Source organism: Citricoccus sp. SGAir0253, assembly GCF_005877055.1.
Taxonomy (GTDB): Bacteria; Actinomycetota; Actinomycetes; order Actinomycetales; family Micrococcaceae; genus Citricoccus.
Map to the genome: position 1 here is coordinate 1,299,872 of NZ_CP039424.1, position 17,359 is coordinate 1,317,230.

General features: G+C 69.5%; 8 protein-coding genes and 2 rRNA genes. 8 read left to right on the forward strand and 2 right to left on the reverse strand.

What is annotated here, in order from left to right; translation table 11 throughout:
* Window positions 1–208 precede the first annotated feature (208 nt).
* Both E7744_RS05895 and E7744_RS05900 read right to left on the reverse strand, forming a co-directional pair.
* Window positions 209–1,060: a transglycosylase family protein gene (locus E7744_RS05895; protein WP_137773317.1), complete on the reverse strand. Its 852-nt coding sequence runs from the start codon at window positions 1,058–1,060 to the stop codon at window positions 209–211.
* Window positions 1,061–1,393: 333 nt separating this feature from the next.
* Window positions 1,394–1,900: an ankyrin repeat domain-containing protein gene (locus tag E7744_RS05900; RefSeq protein ID WP_137773318.1), complete on the reverse strand. Its 507-nt coding sequence runs from the start codon at window positions 1,898–1,900 to the stop codon at window positions 1,394–1,396.
* A 183-nt stretch (window positions 1,901–2,083) separates the two neighbouring features.
* Here E7744_RS05900 and E7744_RS05905 point away from each other — a divergent pair, with 183 nt between their 5' ends.
* The 8 genes from E7744_RS05905 (at window position 2,084) to E7744_RS05940 (ending at window position 17,358) form a co-directional block, all read left to right on the forward strand.
* Window positions 2,084–3,346 carry an argininosuccinate synthase gene (locus tag E7744_RS05905; RefSeq protein WP_137773319.1) on the forward strand — a complete coding sequence of 421 codons (1,263 nt, stop codon included), beginning with the start codon at window positions 2,084–2,086 and terminating at the stop codon, window positions 3,344–3,346.
* 3 nt (window positions 3,347–3,349) lie between these two features.
* Entirely contained in the window at window positions 3,350–4,816 is a 1,467-nt protein-coding gene (argH, locus tag E7744_RS05910; RefSeq protein ID WP_137773320.1) for an argininosuccinate lyase, read from the forward strand.
* 7 nt (window positions 4,817–4,823) lie between these two features.
* On the forward strand, window positions 4,824–5,483 hold the full coding sequence (locus tag E7744_RS05915) for a DNA-3-methyladenine glycosylase (protein ID WP_137773321.1): 660 nt from the start codon (window positions 4,824–4,826) through the stop codon (window positions 5,481–5,483).
* Window positions 5,484–5,633: 150 nt separating this feature from the next.
* A complete protein-coding gene (locus E7744_RS05920) occupies window positions 5,634–7,892 on the forward strand; it encodes an AAA family ATPase (protein ID WP_137773322.1) in 2,259 nt (752 codons plus the stop codon).
* Between the two features lie 105 nt (window positions 7,893–7,997).
* Complete coding sequence (tyrS, locus tag E7744_RS05925) at window positions 7,998–9,323, forward strand: tyrosine--tRNA ligase (RefSeq protein WP_210417195.1); 1,326 nt, start codon at window positions 7,998–8,000, stop codon at window positions 9,321–9,323.
* Window positions 9,324–9,416: 93 nt separating this feature from the next.
* Window positions 9,417–11,525, forward strand: a complete 2,109-nt coding sequence (locus E7744_RS05930; protein ID WP_137774882.1) for a pyruvate kinase — start codon at window positions 9,417–9,419, stop codon at window positions 11,523–11,525.
* A gap of 594 nt (window positions 11,526–12,119) precedes the next feature.
* Window positions 12,120–13,645 (forward strand): 16S ribosomal RNA (locus E7744_RS05935).
* A 622-nt stretch (window positions 13,646–14,267) separates the two neighbouring features.
* Window positions 14,268–17,358: ribosomal RNA gene (locus tag E7744_RS05940) — 23S ribosomal RNA — on the forward strand.
* The 16S and 23S rRNA genes sit together here, the layout of an rRNA operon.
* Window position 17,359 lies beyond the last annotated feature (1 nt).

Here is a 17,359-nt window from a genome sequence, read left to right on the forward strand (position 1 = left end):
CGGGCCGGGTGCGTGGCCCCCCGGGCGCGGCGTGGGGCCACGGCCCGGGTGATGACGCGTCCCACCCTAGCCGCGTACAGGCGCCGAGACGGAACGCGCCGGAGGGGACGGGTCCCCTCCGGCGCGTTCGCGGAGCACGGTGTGGCGGCGGTGGCCGCCACGGATGCTGTTCGGTTGTGCCCGGCGCGGTGGCCGGGAAGCCCGTGGATCAGGCCGGCAGGTGCAGGGTCTGGCCGACGAAGATCAGGTTCGGGTTGTCCACGGTGTCCGCGTTGGCGGCGTGGAGGGCCTTCCAGCCGCCTTCGATGCCGTGGGCGTCGGCCAGCTTGGAGAGGGTGTCGCCCGGCTTCACGGTGATGGTCTCGGCGGACTGCTCGACCGGGGTGACGGAGGAGGCACGCTCGACCTCGACGGCGGCGCGCTCCTGGGCGGCGGCGGCGCGCTCGGCGGCGGCGGCCTGGTTGGCGGCGGCACGCTCGGCGGCGGCGGCACGGTTGGCCTGTGCCTGCTCGGCGGCACGCTCGGCGGCGCGCTCCTGGGCGGCGGCGCGCTCGGCGGCGCGCTCGGCGGCGCGCTCGGCGGCGCGCTCCTGGGCGGCGGCGCGCTCGGCGGCGCGCTCCTCGGCCGCGGCCTGCTCGGCGGCGCGGTCGCTGTCCACCGACTGGGTGGTGACCTGGGTGTCGGACGGGGTGCCGTACAGGCCGAGCTTGGCGGAGCAGGCGGGCCAGGCACCCCAGCCCTGGGTGGCCAGGACGTTCTCGGCCACGCGGATCTGCTCGGCCTTCGAGGCCTGGTGCGGCATGCCGGAGCCGCCGAAGCCCTGCCAGGTCTGCAGGGAGAACTGCAGGCCACCGTAGTAGCCGTTGCCGGTGTTGATGGACCAGTCGCCGGAGGACTCGCACTGGGCCAGGGCGTCCCAGGTGGAGACCGGGGCGGCGTTGGCGGGGGCGGAGAGGGCGGTCAGCCCGGCGCCGGCGATGGCGACGCCGGCGAGGCCGGCGGCCGAGCGGCGCACGAGGGAGCGGCGGGAGGTCTGTGCGGCAGTGTTGGTGTTCTGCATGATGTGTCGTAGATGTCGGCCCACCCTGCTCGGACCGTCCCCGGCCGTCTCAGCAGCACCGTCCGCCGTCCGTGATGGAATACACGGCGCAGGACTCCCGGGGGACGGTGCAGGTGGGGGAGCCCCGCTGTTCTCCTGCCAGATCACGGAAAGATCACGAAGCAGGTCTGGAACCCAGTGAAAGGCATCAGGACGATAACGTCAAATCCGTCCCGCGTGTCGTCCCCTCCCTGCGCCCGCGCCCGCGCGGGCGGCCGCTCGTCGGGGGCGCGTCCGCGCACCGTCGCGTCCCCGGTCAGCCGGGAGGCGCGAGGGTGCGCGTCCGGGGGGCGCTCAGGGCTGCGAGACGGTCCCGTGACCTTGGTCACGGGAGGCCTCGTCCAGCAGTCGACGCATCGCGTCCAGGCCGAACATCTCCACGGCCGCGCGGGCGCTCACGGGCCCGGCGTCCGGGTCTGCGCCGGCCGCGAGCAGGGCTCGCACGGACTCCTCGTTCTGGACGAACACGGCGCAGGCCAGGGCGCTCTGGCCGCGGGCGTTGAGCCGGTGCACGTCGGCGCCGCGCTCGAGCAGCGCGCGGACGAGCGCGGGGTGGTTGTTGTAGGTGGCGAGGATCAGCAGGGTGTCGCCGTTGTGGTTGGCCAGGTTGACCGGCACCCCCTGGTCCACCGCCGAGAGCAGGGCCTCGGCCTCGCCGGCGCGGGCCAGGTCGAACAGCGAGTTGAGGAACTCGAGCTGCTCGTCGGTCAGCTCGGGGGTCGCGCCCGGGGCGGCGGGGGCCTCGGGGGAGCGGGGGGCGTCGTGGTGCGGGCTCGGCGCGCCGGGGGTGTCGCTGGTCATGGCTCCACACTACGGTGAGGTCGACGCCGGCGCCGCGTTCCTCCCTGCCCGGCCGTGGGCACCGCCGCACGGGGTGCGGCTCCCTGCATAAATATGTAGACTTCTGCATAGAGCAGATCCTGGCCGGGACCCGCGCGCGGGCGAGTGGCCGATCCGAGGCAGCAGCAACCTGAGGAGAACGCAATGACTGAACGCATCGTCCTGGCCTATTCGGGCGGGCTGGACACGTCCGTGGCCATCGGCTGGATCGGCGAGGCCACCGGCGCCGAGGTGATCGCCGTGGCCGTGGACGTGGGCCAGGGCGGCGAGGACCTGGAGACCGTTCGCCAGCGCGCCCTGGACTGCGGTGCGGTGGAGGCCTACGTGGCGGATGCCCGCGACGAGTTCGCGGAGCAGTACTGCATGCCCACGCTCAAGGCCAACGGCCTCTACATGGACGCCTACCCGCTCGTCTCGGCCATCTCCCGTCCCGTGATCGTCCGCCACCTGGTGGCCGCGGCCCGCCAGTTCGGCGCCTCCACTGTGGCGCACGGCTGCACCGGCAAGGGCAACGACCAGGTCCGCTTCGAGGTCGGCATCCAGACCCTGGGCCCCGACCTGAAGTGCATCGCGCCCGTGCGCGACCTCGCCCTCACCCGGGACAAGGCCATCGAGTACGCCGAGCGCAACGAGCTGCCGATCGTCACCACGAAGAAGAACCCCTTCTCGATCGACCAGAACGTGTGGGGCCGCGCCGTGGAGACGGGCTTCCTCGAGGACATCTGGAACGGGCCCACCAAGGACGTCTACGACTACACGGACGACCCGGCCTTCCCGCCGGCCCCGGACGTGGTCACCGTGACCTTCGAGCAGGGCGTGCCGGTGGCCCTGGACGGCCGGTCCCTGTCCCCGCTGCAGGTCATCGAGGAGATGAACCGCCGGGCCGGGGCCCAGGGCATCGGGCGCATCGACATCGTGGAGGACCGCCTCGTGGGCATCAAGTCCCGCGAGATCTACGAGGCCCCCGGGGCGATGGCCCTGATGACCGCGCACCGCGAACTGGAGAACGTGGCCCTGGAGCGCGAGCAGGCCCGCTTCAAGAAGACGGTGGACCAGCGCTGGACCGAGCTGGTGTACGACGGCCAGTGGTTCTCCCCGCTGAAGAAGAACCTGGACGTCTTCGTGGACGAGACCCAGAAGTACGTCTCCGGGGACATCCGGATGGAGATGCACGGCGGTCGCGCGACCGTCCAGGGCCGCCGCTCGGAGACCGGCCTGTACGACTTCAGCCTGGCCACGTACGACGAGGGCGACGCCTTCGACCAGTCCTCGGCCCGGGGCTTCATCGACATCTTCGGCCTGTCCTCCAAGGTCGCCACGGAGCGCGACCAGCGCGTGCAGGGCGCCGGCTCGGTCGACTCCCTCGAGGACGTCGCCAAGCTCTCGAACGAGAACGCCGGGGCCTGAGCCGTGGCGGACCAGGGCACCCATCCGGCGCCGGGAGCGGACCGGCACGGCACCAACGAGGGCTCCCTGTGGGGCGGCCGGTTCGCCGGCGGCCCCGCGGACGCCCTCGCGGCGCTGAGCAAGTCGACCGACTTCGACTGGCGGCTGGCCCGCTATGACATCGCCGGCTCCCGGGCCCACGCCCGGGTCCTGCACGCGGCGGGCCTGCTGGACGAAGCCGAGCTGGCCGGGATGCTCGACGCGCTCGACCGGCTCGAGGCCGACGTCGTCTCCGGGGCCTACACGGCCGCGGAGTCCGACGAGGACGTGCACGGCTCGCTCGAGCGCGGGCTGATCGAGCGGGCCGGCCCGGCCCTCGGCGGCAAGCTGCGGGCCGGGCGGTCCCGCAACGACCAGATCGCCACCCTCGGCCGGATGTTCCTGCGCGACCACGCCCGGCTCATCGCGAGCCGGCTGCTGGAGACGATCGACGCGCTGATCGCCCAGGCCGAGGCGCACCCCTACGCGCCCATGCCGGGGCGGACCCACCTGCAGCACGCGCAGCCGGTGCTGCTGAGCCACCACCTGCTGGCCCACGCCTGGGCGATGGCCCGGGACGTCCAGCGGCTGGTCGACTGGGACCGCCGCGCCGCGGTGTCCCCGTACGGCTCGGGCGCCCTCGCCGGGTCCTCGCTGGGGCTGGACCCCTCCGCCGTCGCGGAGGAGCTCGGCTTCGACTCGGCCGCCTGGAACTCGATCGACGGCACCGCCGCGCGGGACGTCTTCGCGGAGTTCGCCTGGGTGTGCGCCATGATCGGCGTCGACCTCTCCCGCGTCAGCGAGGAGGTCATCTTCTGGGCCACCAAGGAGGCCGGGTTCGTCACGCTCGACGACGCCTACTCCACCGGGTCGTCGATCATGCCGCAGAAGAAGAACCCGGACGTGGCCGAGCTCGCCCGGGGCAAGTCGGGGCGGCTCATCGGCGACCTGACGGGCCTGCTGGCCACGCTCAAGGGCCTGCCGTTGGCCTACAACCGGGACCTGCAGGAGGACAAGGAGCCGGTGTTCGACGCCGCGGACACCCTCGAGCTGCTGCTGCCGGCCGTGTCCGGGATGATCGCCACGCTGACGTTCCACACCGACCGGATGGCGGAGCTGGCCCCGCAGGGGTTCGCGCTGGCCACGGACATCGCCGAGTGGCTCGTCCGCCAGGGGGTGCCCTTCCGCGAGGCCCACGAGCTCTCCGGCGCCGCCGTGCAGCTCGCCGAGTCCCGCGGCGTGGAGCTGTGGGACCTCAGCGACGAGGACTACGCCGGCATCTCCCCGGCCCTCACGCCCGAGGTCCGCACCGTGCTCTCCACCGAGGGATCACTGGCCTCGCGCAGCGCCCAGGGCGGCACCGCCCCGGATGCGGTGGCGGCCCAGCTGGCGGAGCTCAGGCGCCAGCTCGGCCCGCTGCGCGCCTACGGGGCCTCGGGCCCGCTGGCCTGAGGCGCCGGTGACCGGGGACTGGCCGGTGCTGGAGCGGGGCGGCCTGCGGGCCGCCCCCCTGCTGCTCGGCTCGACCCTGACCGTCGCGCGCGGCGGCGCGGTGGTCAGCGTGCGGCTGACCGAGGTGGAGGCCTACGAGGGCGAGGGCGACCCCGGCTCGCACGCCTACCGCGGACGGACCGCGCGCAATGCCACCATGTTCGGCCCCGCCGGGTTCGTCTACGTCTACTTCACCTACGGCATGCACTGGTGCATGAACATCGTCTGCGGCCCGGAGGGCGCCAGCTCGGCCGTGCTGCTGCGCGCCGGGGAGGTCACCGCGGGCCTCGAGACCGCCGTCGCCCGCCGCGGCGCCCCGGCCGGACCGCGGCTGGCCTCCGGGCCGGCCCGCCTGGCCCAGGCCCTCGGCATCGGCGCCGGGGACGACGGCTCGGCCCTGCTGCCCGGCCCGGCCCCGCGCGAGGCGCTGGCGCCCGCCGGCACCGTGCCGGACGGCATCTGGCTCTCCGGGGTCCGGTCCCGACGCCGGCCCGGCACCCTGGCCGGGCCGCGCACCGGCGTCTCCGGTCCCGGCGGCGGGGAGGCGCATCCGTGGCGGTTCTGGCTCCCCGACGAGCCCTCGGTGTCGCCGTACCGGGCGGCGGCCCCCCGGCGCCGAACGCGATGACGCCGCTTGACGTGGCTTAACGTGACGTTCACCGCGGCGGCTGTACCATGGATGGTCACTCGTTCCGAGGTGCCCAGGGGGGGCGTGGCGGGCCTGTCGGACCGCCCTCTCCCCGCGGTGCACCGTCGATAGCCCTAAGGTGTGCAAGGCATGACTGATGTGGTTCCGGTCCACCAGACCGAACTGGAGCACGAGCGGCACTACGTCGCCCGCCTCTACGACCGCCTGGACGAGCTGCGGGCCGAGAAGGAGCGCCAGCTCGCCCGCGTCCGCAAGGAGGGGCCGCAGGGGTCCGTGCAGAACGTCTCGGAGCGGGACGCCTTCGCCACCCTCTACGAGGACCGCCTCGCCCAGCTCTACGCCGTGGACGACCGGCTGGTGTTCGGCCGGCTGGACATGGACGGCGGGGACGAGCGGTACATCGGGCGCATCGGCCTGACGGACGAGGACCAGCAGCGGCTCATGGTCGACTGGCGGGCCCCGGAGGCCGGGGCCTTCTACCAGGCCACGGCCCACCAGCGGCTCGGGGTGCGCCGGCGACGGCACCTCATGCTGCGCGGGCGCACCGTGGTGGACCTCGAGGACGACGTGCTGGACGCCTCCATGCTGGACGGCGAGGCCGCCCACCACGGGGCCGGGGCCCTGCTGGCGGCCGTGACGGCGCGGCGCACGGGGCAGATGGGGGACATCGTCGCCACCATCCAGGCCGAGCAGGACGCGATCATCCGCGCCCCGCTCAAGGGCGTGCTGGTGGTCCAGGGCGGCCCCGGCACCGGCAAGACGGCGGTGGCCCTGCACCGCGCGGCCTACCTGCTCTACACCCACCGCGAGCGGCTCAAGACGGCCGGCGTGCTGCTGGTGGGGCCCTCGCAGTCGTTCATGCGCTACATCGACCGGGTGCTGCCCTCCCTGGGCGAGACCGGCGTGGTGATGTCCTCCCTCGGGCGGCTGATGCCCGGGACCAAGGCCGTGCCGGAGACCGACCGGCGGGTCGCGCGGATCAAGGGCCGGCTGTTCATGGCGGACGTCGTGGCCAATGCCGTGGCCAACCGCCAGCGGATCCCGGCCGCGCCGCGCAAGGTGGACGTCGGCGGCACCACGCTGACCATCCGGCCCAAGCAGGTCGCCCGCGCCCGCGACCGGGCCCGGGCCACCGGCAAGCCGCACAACGAGGCCCGCACCACCTTCGTGAAGATCATGGTGCGCGAGCTGGCCGACCAGCTCAAGGACAAGCTGGAGAAGTCCTCCGGGGCCGGCACCACCATCGACCGCGCCTACCTCGCGGAGGACGTGCGCACCTCGCGGGACGTGCGCATCGCGCTGAACCTGTGCTGGATGCCGCTGACGCCCGAGCGGCTGCTCGCCGACCTGTTCTCCAAGCCCGAGCACCTCGAGGCGGCCGCGCCCTTCCTCAAGCCCAAGCACCGGCGCCGGCTGCTGCGGGAGGCGGATGCCCCGTGGACGGAGGCGGACGTGCCCCTGCTGGACGAGGCCGCCGAGCTGCTCGGCGAGCTGGACGCGAGCGCCGGCCGGAGCCAGGCCGGCCAGGAGGCCGAGCGCAAGCGCAACGTGGCCAACGCCGAGGCGTCGCTGCGCAACGTCAACGCCATGCTGGAGGACCTGGGCGTGGACGGCGTCGTGTCCGCCGAGGCGCTGGCGGACGCCAACGAGGCGGGGGACCGGTACGTCTCGGCGGCCGAGCGCGCCTCCACGGACCGCTCCTGGACGTACGGCCACGTGGTGGTGGACGAGGCCCAGGAGCTCTCGCCCATGCAGTGGCGGCTGCTGATGCGGCGCTGCCCCATGAAGTCGTTCACCATCGTGGGGGACATCGCCCAGGCGTCCTCCGCGGCCGGCGTGGGCTCGTGGGCCGAGGCGCTGGAGCCCTTCGTCGAGGACCGCTGGCGGCTCGAGGAGCTGACGGTGAACTACCGCACCCCGGCCCGCATCACCCGGCTGGCGGCCCGCGTGGCCCAGCAGGCGGGACTGCCCGTGTCCAGCCCCCGGGCCGTGCGCGAGGGCGACTGGGAGCCCACCGTGCAGCGCGTGCCGGCGGACGGGGCGCGGGACGCGCTGCTCGCCGGCGTCGCGGAGGACCTGGAGCGGATCGACGGCGGCCTGCTCGCGGTGATCTCGCCGGCGTCCCTGGAACCGCGGGTCGCCGCCCTGCTGCGCGAGTGCTACGGCGAGCGGGTCGGCAGCGGCGGGGGCGGGCTCGGCCAGGACGTCGTGTCCACCACGCCGGGGGAGGCCAAGGGCCTGGAGTTCGACGCGGTCGTGCTCGTGGAGCCGGCCCGGATCGTGGCCGAGGCCGGCGGCGTCGTCGGTGACCTGTACGTGGCCATGACCCGCTCCACCCAGACCCTGCGCGTCCTGTCCACCGAGGACCTGCCTGCAGGGCTGGCGTAGCACCGCGCACCCGACGCACCACCCCCCATCGACCACAGCACCCGAGAGGCCCCACCCGTGACCACCACCTCCACCCCGCAGCAGGACCGCCGGCAGGAGGGCGTCGTGCCGGCGCCGGCGAGCCCCGCCCTGGCCGCGCAGTCCAACGACCCCTCGTTCCCGAACGTGTGGCAGGAGCTGAAGTGGCGGGGACTCATCCACGTCTCCACGGACGAGACGGCCCTGGAGGAGGCCCTGTCCGGGGACCCGATCACCTACTACTGCGGCTTCGACCCCACGGCCCCGTCGCTGCATCTGGGCAACCTCGTGCAGATCCTCGTGCTGCGCCGGCTGCAGCTGGCCGGCCACCGGCCGCTCGGGCTGGTCGGGGGGTCCACGGGCCTGATCGGCGACCCGCGCCAGACGGCCGAGCGCGTGCTCAACGACCGCGAGACGGTGGGGGAGTGGGTGGGGTACCTGCGCGGCCAGATCGAGCGGTTCCTGTCCTTCGAGGGGGACAACGCGGCGCGCATGGTCAACAACCTCGACTGGACCGGCAACCTCAGCGCCCTGGACTTCCTGCGGGACATCGGCAAGCACTTCCGCGTGGGCACCATGGTCAAGAAGGAGACCGTGGCCAAGCGCCTGCACTCGGACGAGGGCATCTCCTACACGGAGTTCTCCTACCAGGTCCTGCAGGGCATGGACTACCTGAACCTGTACCGCGAGTACGGGTGCATGCTGCAGACCGGCGGCTCGGACCAGTGGGGCAACCTCACCTCGGGCACGGACCTGATCCGCAAGGTCGAGGGTGTCCACGCGCACGCCTTCGGCACCCCGCTGATCACCAACGCGGACGGCACCAAGTTCGGCAAGTCCGAGGGCAACGCGATCTGGTTGGACGGGCACATGTGCTCGCCGTACGCCTTCTACCAGTTCTGGCTCAACACCGCGGACGCGGACGTCGTGGACCGGCTCAAGGTGTTCACCTTCCTGCACCGCGGGCAGATCGAGGCCCTCGAGGAGAAGGTGCGGACCGAGCCGTTCCGGCGCGAGGCGCAGAAGACCCTCGCCTGGGAGGTCACCTCGCTCGTGCACGGGGAGGAGGCCACGCGCAAGGTGATCGCCGCGTCCGCGGCCCTCTTCGGGCAGGGCGACCTCGCCGCCGTCGACGAGGCCACCCTGGCGGCCGCCACCGCCGAGCTCCCGACGGCGGCCCCGGGCCTGGGCGCCGGCGGCCCGGTGGGCATCGTGGACCTGCTGGTGTCCACGGGCCTGTCCGGCTCGAACTCGGAGGCCCGGCGCACGGTCGCCGAGGGCGGGGCCTCGGTGAACAACGTCAAGGTCACCGACGCCGAGGCGGCCTTCGGCGCCGAGGACGCACTGCACGGACGGTACCTGATCGTGCGCCGGGGCAAGAGGAACATGGCGATGGTGGACCTCTCCGCCTGAGCCGCGCCGGTGCCGGCCACGTCGGTGGATCCGGCCGACGCCGTGCGCCGGGCGCGACGCCGGCGGGCCCGCGGTGGCAGAGTGGGAACCGTGATGGATCCCGTGCCCGCGGCCTCGCCGGTCCGCGCCGATCCCCGCGCGCCGACGCGTGCGGAGCTGGCCGCGCTGCGGGAGCGGGTGCGGGAGCTCGTCGACGGGGCCCGGGCGGCCGAGGCGGCCCAGGCCGACCGCATCGCCCGGGTGCACCCGCGGCACCGGGCCAGCGCGGCGAACCTCGTGCACTACGTCTGGCTGCGCGGCCGGGACATCCGCGACCTGCAGGGCCGGCTGGCGGACCTGGGGCTGTCCTCCCTGGGCCGGCTCGAGTCGCGCGTGCTGCCCACCCTGGAGTCGATCGCCACGATCCTGGACTGCCTCGGCGAGGCCGTGGCCCCGGGAGAACCGGCCGGACCGGGCGGACCTGCGCCGGGGTCCGCCGGGCGGGAGGCCGCAGGGCCGGGGTCCGCGGGACCCTCGCCCGGCCGACCCGCCGGTCCGGCCACGCCGCCTGCCGACGCGCCGCGCCCGGGGCGGGCGGTGCCCTCCTGGGCGGACATGCACGCCGGTCCCGAGCGTCTGGAGCGCAACGCCGAGCACCTGCTCGGTCCCCGGCCGGCGGAGCGGGCGTCCCGCATCATGGTGACCTTCCCGTCCGCCGCGGCCGATGACCCCGGCCTCGTCGCGCGGATGCTCGAGGCCGGCATGGACGTGGCCCGCATCAACTGCGCCCACGACGGGCGGCGGGAGTGGGCGGCCATGATCACCCACCTGCGCCGGGCGGAGGGGTTGCCGGAGGACGGGCGCACCGCTGCCACCGCCGGGCCCGGCGGAGGGGCCGCCCCCGGGCGCTGCCTCGTGGCCATGGACCTGGCCGGGCCGAAGCTGCGCACCGGCCCGATCGCCCCGGGGCCGCGGGTGCTGAAGATCCGGCCCCAGCGCTCCGCCACCGGACGGGTCCTCCGGCCCGCCGCCGTCGTGCTCGTCGCCCTGGACTCCGACGGCGCCGCCGCCCGCCCGCCCCGTCCTCCCGCCGAGCGCGGTGCGGCCGTGTCGGTGCGGGACGCCGCCTGGCTGGCGGGACGCTCGCCGGGTGAGCGCATCCGGTGCACCGACGCCCGGGGCGCCCGGCGCACCCTCGTGGTCACCGGCACGGAGCCGGACCGGGTCACGTGCGAGCTGGCGGGCACGGCCTATCTCACGCCCGGGACGGTGCTGACCGCGGAGGACGGGACGGCCAGTTCGCTGAGCGGACTGCCGCCGCGGCCGCAGCACCTCTTCGTCCGGGCCGGCGAGACGATCGTGCTCACGCGGTCCCTTGCCCCGGCCCGGCCCGTCCCGGGCGGTCCCCACCGCATCGGCTGCACGCTGGCGCAGGTGTTCGAGGACGCGCGAGCCGGTCACCGCATCCTCTTCGACGATGGCAGGATCGGCGGGGTGATCACCGCCGTGACCCCGGACGAGATCACGGTCCACGTCGAGGCCGCCGGCGTGGACGGCGTCCCGCTGAAGGAGCAGAAGGGCATCAACCTGCCGGACACCCGGCTGGGCATCCCCGCCCTCACCGGGGAGGACGTGGAGGCGCTGCCGTTCGTCGCCCAGCACGCGGACATGGTCAGCCTGTCCTTCGTCCGCTCGGCCCGGGACGTGGCGGAGCTGCTCGAACGGGTCCGCGGCCTGGGCCGGGAGGACCTGGACGTGGTGCTCAAGGTCGAGACCGTGGAGGCGTTCGAGAACCTGCCGCAGGTCCTGCTGGAGGCCATGCGCTGGCCGGACATCGGCGTGATGATCGCGCGTGGTGACCTCGCCGTGGAGGCCGGCTTCGAACGCTTGGCGGAGGTGCAGGAGGAGATCCTCTGGCTGTGCGAGTCCGGCCACGTCCCGGTCATCTGGGCCACCCAGGTGCTGGACTCGCTGGCGCGCACGGGCCTGCCCAGCCGGGCGGAGGTCACGGATGCCGCCATGGCCGAGCGCGCCGAGTGCGTGATGCTCAACAAGGGGCCGTTCGTCATCGAGGCGATCGAGTTCCTCTCGGGGGTGCTCGGGCGCATGGAGGGCCACGTGTCGAAGAAGCGGACGCTGCTGCGCCGGCTCCGCTCCTGGGACCTCCCCAGCGACCCGGCGTCGGGGGAGGGCCGGCCCCGCCGCGACCGCCTCGCGGACTGACGGCACCGATCGGCGTCCCGCCGCCCGGGCGGGGAGACGTGCCTCACATCAGGGGGCGGTCCGCGAGCTCTGGGTCCCAGGATCCGCGGAATCCCGCGGATCCGAGGGGTGTCGACGGCGTCCCGGGCCGATTTGGCGGCCTCCCGGGGAGGTGTGTATAGTTCTTCAGGTCGCCAGCCGCGAAAGCGGGAAATCGGCGGCCAACCCCAGATGGAATGCAGGCCTAGACGGTCGCGCCGTGAAGGTGTAACGTCGGTGGCCCGCAGGACGTATGGACGTGGGACTTCGGTCCGGGTGCGGTGAGCGCGGCGGGAACGCCGGTTTGACGGGCCGGGGAAGAGGGACTACGCTTTGAAAGCCGCGGATGAGGAAAGCGAAGAAACGGCCGGGTGAAACCGGTTTCCTTCGCCGGTACTGATCACGTGCCTGTTGTTTGAGAACTCAATAGTGTGCCAAGTTTGTTGATGCCAATTGTTTGAAATTGGTGGATGGCCTGACCGCCGCACCCCCGTGTGGTGGAGGGCCTCTTGCCAGGGATTGAATGATGCCGTGCCGGGTTTTCCGCCGGGCGTGGTGTTGTTTCTTCTGTAGTTTTTTACGGAGAGTTTGATCCTGGCTCAGGATGAACGCTGGCGGCGTGCTTAACACATGCAAGTCGAACGCTGAAGCCCCAGCTTGCTGGGGTGGATGAGTGGCGAACGGGTGAGTAACACGTGAGTAACCTTCCCTTGACTCTGGGATAAGCCTGGGAAACCGGGTCTAATACCGGATACGACCCTCCATCGCATGGTGTGGGGGTGGAAAGATTCATCGGTCTTGGATGGACTCGCGGCCTATCAGCTGGTTGGTGGGGTAATGGCCCACCAAGGCGACGACGGGTAGCCGGCCTGAGAGGGTGACCGGCCACACTGGGACTGAGACACGGCCCAGACTCCTACGGGAGGCAGCAGTGGGGAATATTGCACAATGGGCGCAAGCCTGATGCAGCGACGCCGCGTGAGGGATGACGGCCTTCGGGTTGTAAACCTCTTTCAGTAGGGAAGAAGCGCAAGTGACGGTACCTGCAGAAGAAGCGCCGGCTAACTACGTGCCAGCAGCCGCGGTAATACGTAGGGCGCGAGCGTTATCCGGAATTATTGGGCGTAAAGAGCTCGTAGGCGGTTTGTCGCGTCTGCCGTGAAAGTCCGGGGCTTAACCCCGGATCTGCGGTGGGTACGGGCAGACTGGAGTGCAGTAGGGGAGACTGGAATTCCTGGTGTAGCGGTGAAATGCGCAGATATCAGGAGGAACACCGATGGCGAAGGCAGGTCTCTGGGCTGTTACTGACGCTGAGGAGCGAAAGCATGGGGAGCGAACAGGATTAGATACCCTGGTAGTCCATGCCGTAAACGTTGGGCACTAGGTGTGGGGGCCATTCCACGGTTTCCGCGCCGCAGCTAACGCATTAAGTGCCCCGCCTGGGGAGTACGGCCGCAAGGCTAAAACTCAAAGGAATTGACGGGGGCCCGCACAAGCGGCGGAGCATGCGGATTAATTCGATGCAACGCGAAGAACCTTACCAAGGCTTGACATGTTCCCGACCGGGCCAGAGATGGTCCTTCCCCTCTGGGGCGGGTTCACAGGTGGTGCATGGTTGTCGTCAGCTCGTGTCGTGAGATGTTGGGTTAAGTCCCGCAACGAGCGCAACCCTCGTTCCATGTTGCCAGCGGGTCGTGCCGGGGACTCATGGGAGACTGCCGGGGTCAACTCGGAGGAAGGTGGGGACGACGTCAAATCATCATGCCCCTTATGTCTTGGGCTTCACGCATGCTACAATGGCCGGTACAATGGGTTGCGATACTGTGAGGTGGAGCTAATCCCAAAAAGCCGGTCTCAGTTCGGATTGGGGTCTGCAACTCGACCCCATGAAGTCGGAGTCGCTAGTAATCGCAGATCAGCAACGCTGCGGTGAATACGTTCCCGGGCCTTGTACACACCGCCCGTCAAGTCACGAAAGTCGGTAACACCCGAAGCCGGTGGCCCAACCCTCGTGGGGGGAGCCGTCGAAGGTGGGACTGGCGATTGGGACTAAGTCGTAACAAGGTAGCCGTACCGGAAGGTGCGGCTGGATCACCTCCTTTCTAAGGAGCGCATGGCCATCTCGTCCCGCACCAGGTGCGGGGGTTACCGGGGTGGTCCATTTGGTGCCCGTGTCGGTCCCGCGTGTGGACCGGCGGGTTGCTCATGGGTGGAACATCAACGAATGGTGCCCCTGGCCGTACCGGCCGGTGGTCCTTGCAGTACTGCGCCTGGAATGGGCGCCCCGGGGGTTGTCCTGGGGTGTCGCGCCGGCGTGTGGAAGGAGGACCCCGGGTGGATGGGCGTGGGGGTGTTGGCACACTGTTGGGTCCTGGGACAACAGGACCGGCCGCCGATCCCGGTGGCGCCCTGCCCGTCGTGGTGGGGTGGCCGGGGGGTGGTTGTTCCGGGCCTGTGGTCTGGTTCCGGCTGCACCGAGACACCGTGGTGCGTGGGTTCTCCTCCTCGTGGGGGGTGCCGGCGCGGGTGGGGGCGTGTGGCGCGGGTTGTTGTTTGGGAACTGCATAGTGGACGCGAGCATCTTATTTGCCGTCATGCCCACGCCCCCTGGCGTGGTGTGGCGGCGCCGAGAATGTAGTCATCTTTCGATGCCCGCCCGTGGTGTCCCCTCGGGGGTGCCGGCGTGGTGGGTGTCTTATGCTCATCGAGGCTTGGCCGTTGTGTGGCTAAGTTTTCAAGGGCGCATGGTGGATGCCTTGGCAACAGGAGCCGATGAAGGACGTGGGAATCTGCGATAAGCCTGGGGGAGTCGATAACCGGACGTTGAGCCCAGGATCTCCGAATGGGGGAACCCCGCACGCCGACGAGCGTGTGACCGCCGGTTGAACACATAGGCCGGTTGGAGGGAACGCAGGGAAGTGAAACATCTCAGTACCTGCAGGAAGAGAAAACAACATGTGATTCCGTCAGTAGTGGCGAGCGAACGCGGATGGGGCTAAACCGTGCACGTGTGATACCCGGCAGGGGTTGCGTGTTCGGGGTTGTGGGCCTTTGCGTCCCAGGTCTGCCGGCCTGGGGTGGTGAGGTGCGGGCGTATAGGCGAACAGGTTTGGATGCCTGACCGTAGGGGGTGAGAGTCCCGTAGCCGTAATGCGTTCCGCCGCCTAGTGAGTGTGCCCGAGTAGCACGGGGCCCGAGAAATCCCGTGTGAATCTGCCAGGACCACCTGGTAAGCCTGAATACTACCTGTTGACCGATAGCGGATCAGTACCGTGAGGGAATGGTGAAAAGCACCCCGGGAGGGGAGTGAAATAGTACCTGAAACCATGTGCCTACAATCCGTCGGAGCCCTGCGGGGTGACGGCGTGCCTTTTGAAGAATGAGCCTGCGAGTTAGTGCTGTGTCGCGAGGTTAACCCGTGGGGGGAAGCCGTAGCGAAAGCGAGTCTGAATAGGGCGATCTTAGTGGCACGGTCTAGACCCGAAGCGGAGTGATCTACCCATGGCCAGGTTGAAGCGCGTGTAAGAGCGCGTGGAGGACCGAACCCACTTCAGTTGAAAATGGAGGGGATGAGCTGTGGGTAGGGGTGAAAGGCCAATCAAACTCCGTGATAGCTGGTTCTCCCCGAAATGCATTTAGGTGCAGCGTCACGTGTTTCTTCCCGGAGGTAGAGCTACTGGATGGCTGATGGGCCCTACAAGGTTACTGACGTCAGCCAAACTCCGAATGCCGGGAAGTCAGAGCGTGGCAGTGAGACCGTGGGGGATAAGCTTCATGGTCGAGAGGGAAACAGCCCAGACCACCGGTTAAGGCCCCCAAGCGTGTGCTAAGTGGGAAAGGATGTGGAGTTGCTGTGACAACCAGGAGGTTGGCTTAGAAGCAGCCACCCTTGAAAGAGTGCGTAATAGCTCACTGGTCAAGTGATTCCGCGCCGACAATGTAGCGGGGCTCAAGCACACCGCCGAAACCGTGGCATTCAGCATCTGCTGGATGGGTAGGGGAGCGTCGTGCACGAGGTGAAGCCGGGGCGGAAGCGTCGGTGGATTGTGCACGAGTGAGAATGCAGGCATGAGTAGCGAAAGACGGGTGGGAAACCCGTCCGCCGGATGACCAAGGGTTCCAGGGTCAAGCTAATCTGCCCTGGGTAAGTCGGGACCTAAGGCGAGGCCGACAGGCGTAGTCGATGGACAACGGGTTGATATTCCCGTACCGGCGAAGAACCGCCCCTGCCGAGCCGGTGATACTAACCGCCCGAACCCGCCTGGACGCCCCTTCGGGGGCGCGTGGCGGGCAAGCGCGGGACCTGAACCGGGGAGGCAAGCGCATTAACAGGTGTGACGCAGGAAGGTAGCCGGGCCAGGCAATGGAAATGACCTGGTCCAAGGGCGTAGGGTGTCCGGTTGGCAAATCCGCCGGACGTGAGCCTGAGACCCGATAGGCCCCCACCAGGTGGGGGATCCGGTGATCCTATGCTGCCAAGAAAAGCATCGGCGCGAGGTTCCAGCCGCCCGTACCCCAAACCGACACAGGTGGTCAGGTAGAGAATACCAAGGCGATCGAGAGAATCATGGTTAAGGAACTCGGCAAAATGCCCCCGTAACTTCGGGAGAAGGGGGGCCCCAACCCTGACATCCACGCGCTGGATGGAGGGGATCGGGGCCGCAGAGACCAGGGGGAAGCGACTGTTTATCAAAAACACAGGTCCGTGCGAAGTCGCAAGACGATGTATACGGACTGACTCCTGCCCGGTGCTGGAAGGTTAAGAGGACCTGTTAGCCGCAAGGCGAAGCGGAGAATTTAAGCCCCAGTAAACGGCGGTGGTAACTATAACCATCCTAAGGTAGCGAAATTCCTTGTCGGGTAAGTTCCGACCTGCACGAATGGAGTAACGACTTCCCCGCTGTCTCAACCGTGAACTCGGCGAAATTGCACTACGAGTAAAGATGCTCGTTACGCGCAGAAGGACGGAAAGACCCCGAGACCTTTACTATAGTTTGGTATTGGTGTTCGGTGTGGCTTGTGTAGGATAGGTGGGAGACTGTGAAGCGGGCACGCCAGTGCTCGTGGAGTCATCGTTGAAATACCACTCTGGTCACATTGGACATCTAACTTCGGCCCGTGATCCGGGTCAGGGACAGTGCCTGATGGGTAGTTTAACTGGGGCGGTTGCCTCCCAAAATGTAACGGAGGCGCCCAAAGGTCCCCTCAGCCTGGTTGGCAATCAGGTGTCGAGTGCAAGTGCACAAGGGGGCTTGACTGTGAGAGAGGCATCTCGAGCAGGGACGAAAGTCGGGACTAGTGATCCGGCGGCCCGTTGTGGAACGGCCGTCGCTCAACGGATAAAAGGTACCTCGGGGATAACAGGCTGATCTTGCCCAAGAGTCCATATCGACGGCATGGTTTGGCACCTCGATGTCGGCTCGTCGCATCCTGGGGCTGGAGTAGGTCCCAAGGGTTGGGCTGTTCGCCCATTAAAGCGGTACGCGAGCTGGGTTCAGAACGTCGTGAGACAGTTCGGTCCCTATCCTCTGCGCGCGCAGGAAATTTGAGAAGGTCTGTCCTTAGTACGAGAGGACCGGGACGGACGAACCTCTGGTATGTCAGTTGTACCGCCAGGTGCACCGCTGATTGGCTACGTTCGGAACGGATAACCGCTGAAAGCATCTAAGCGGGAAGCCAGCTTCGAGATGAGATTTCCACACCCCTCGTGGGTGGGAGGCCCCCAGCAGACCACTGGGTTGATAGGCCGGACGTGGAAGCAAGGACCAACGACTTGTGAAGCCGACCGGTACTAATAGGCCGACAACTTAAACACA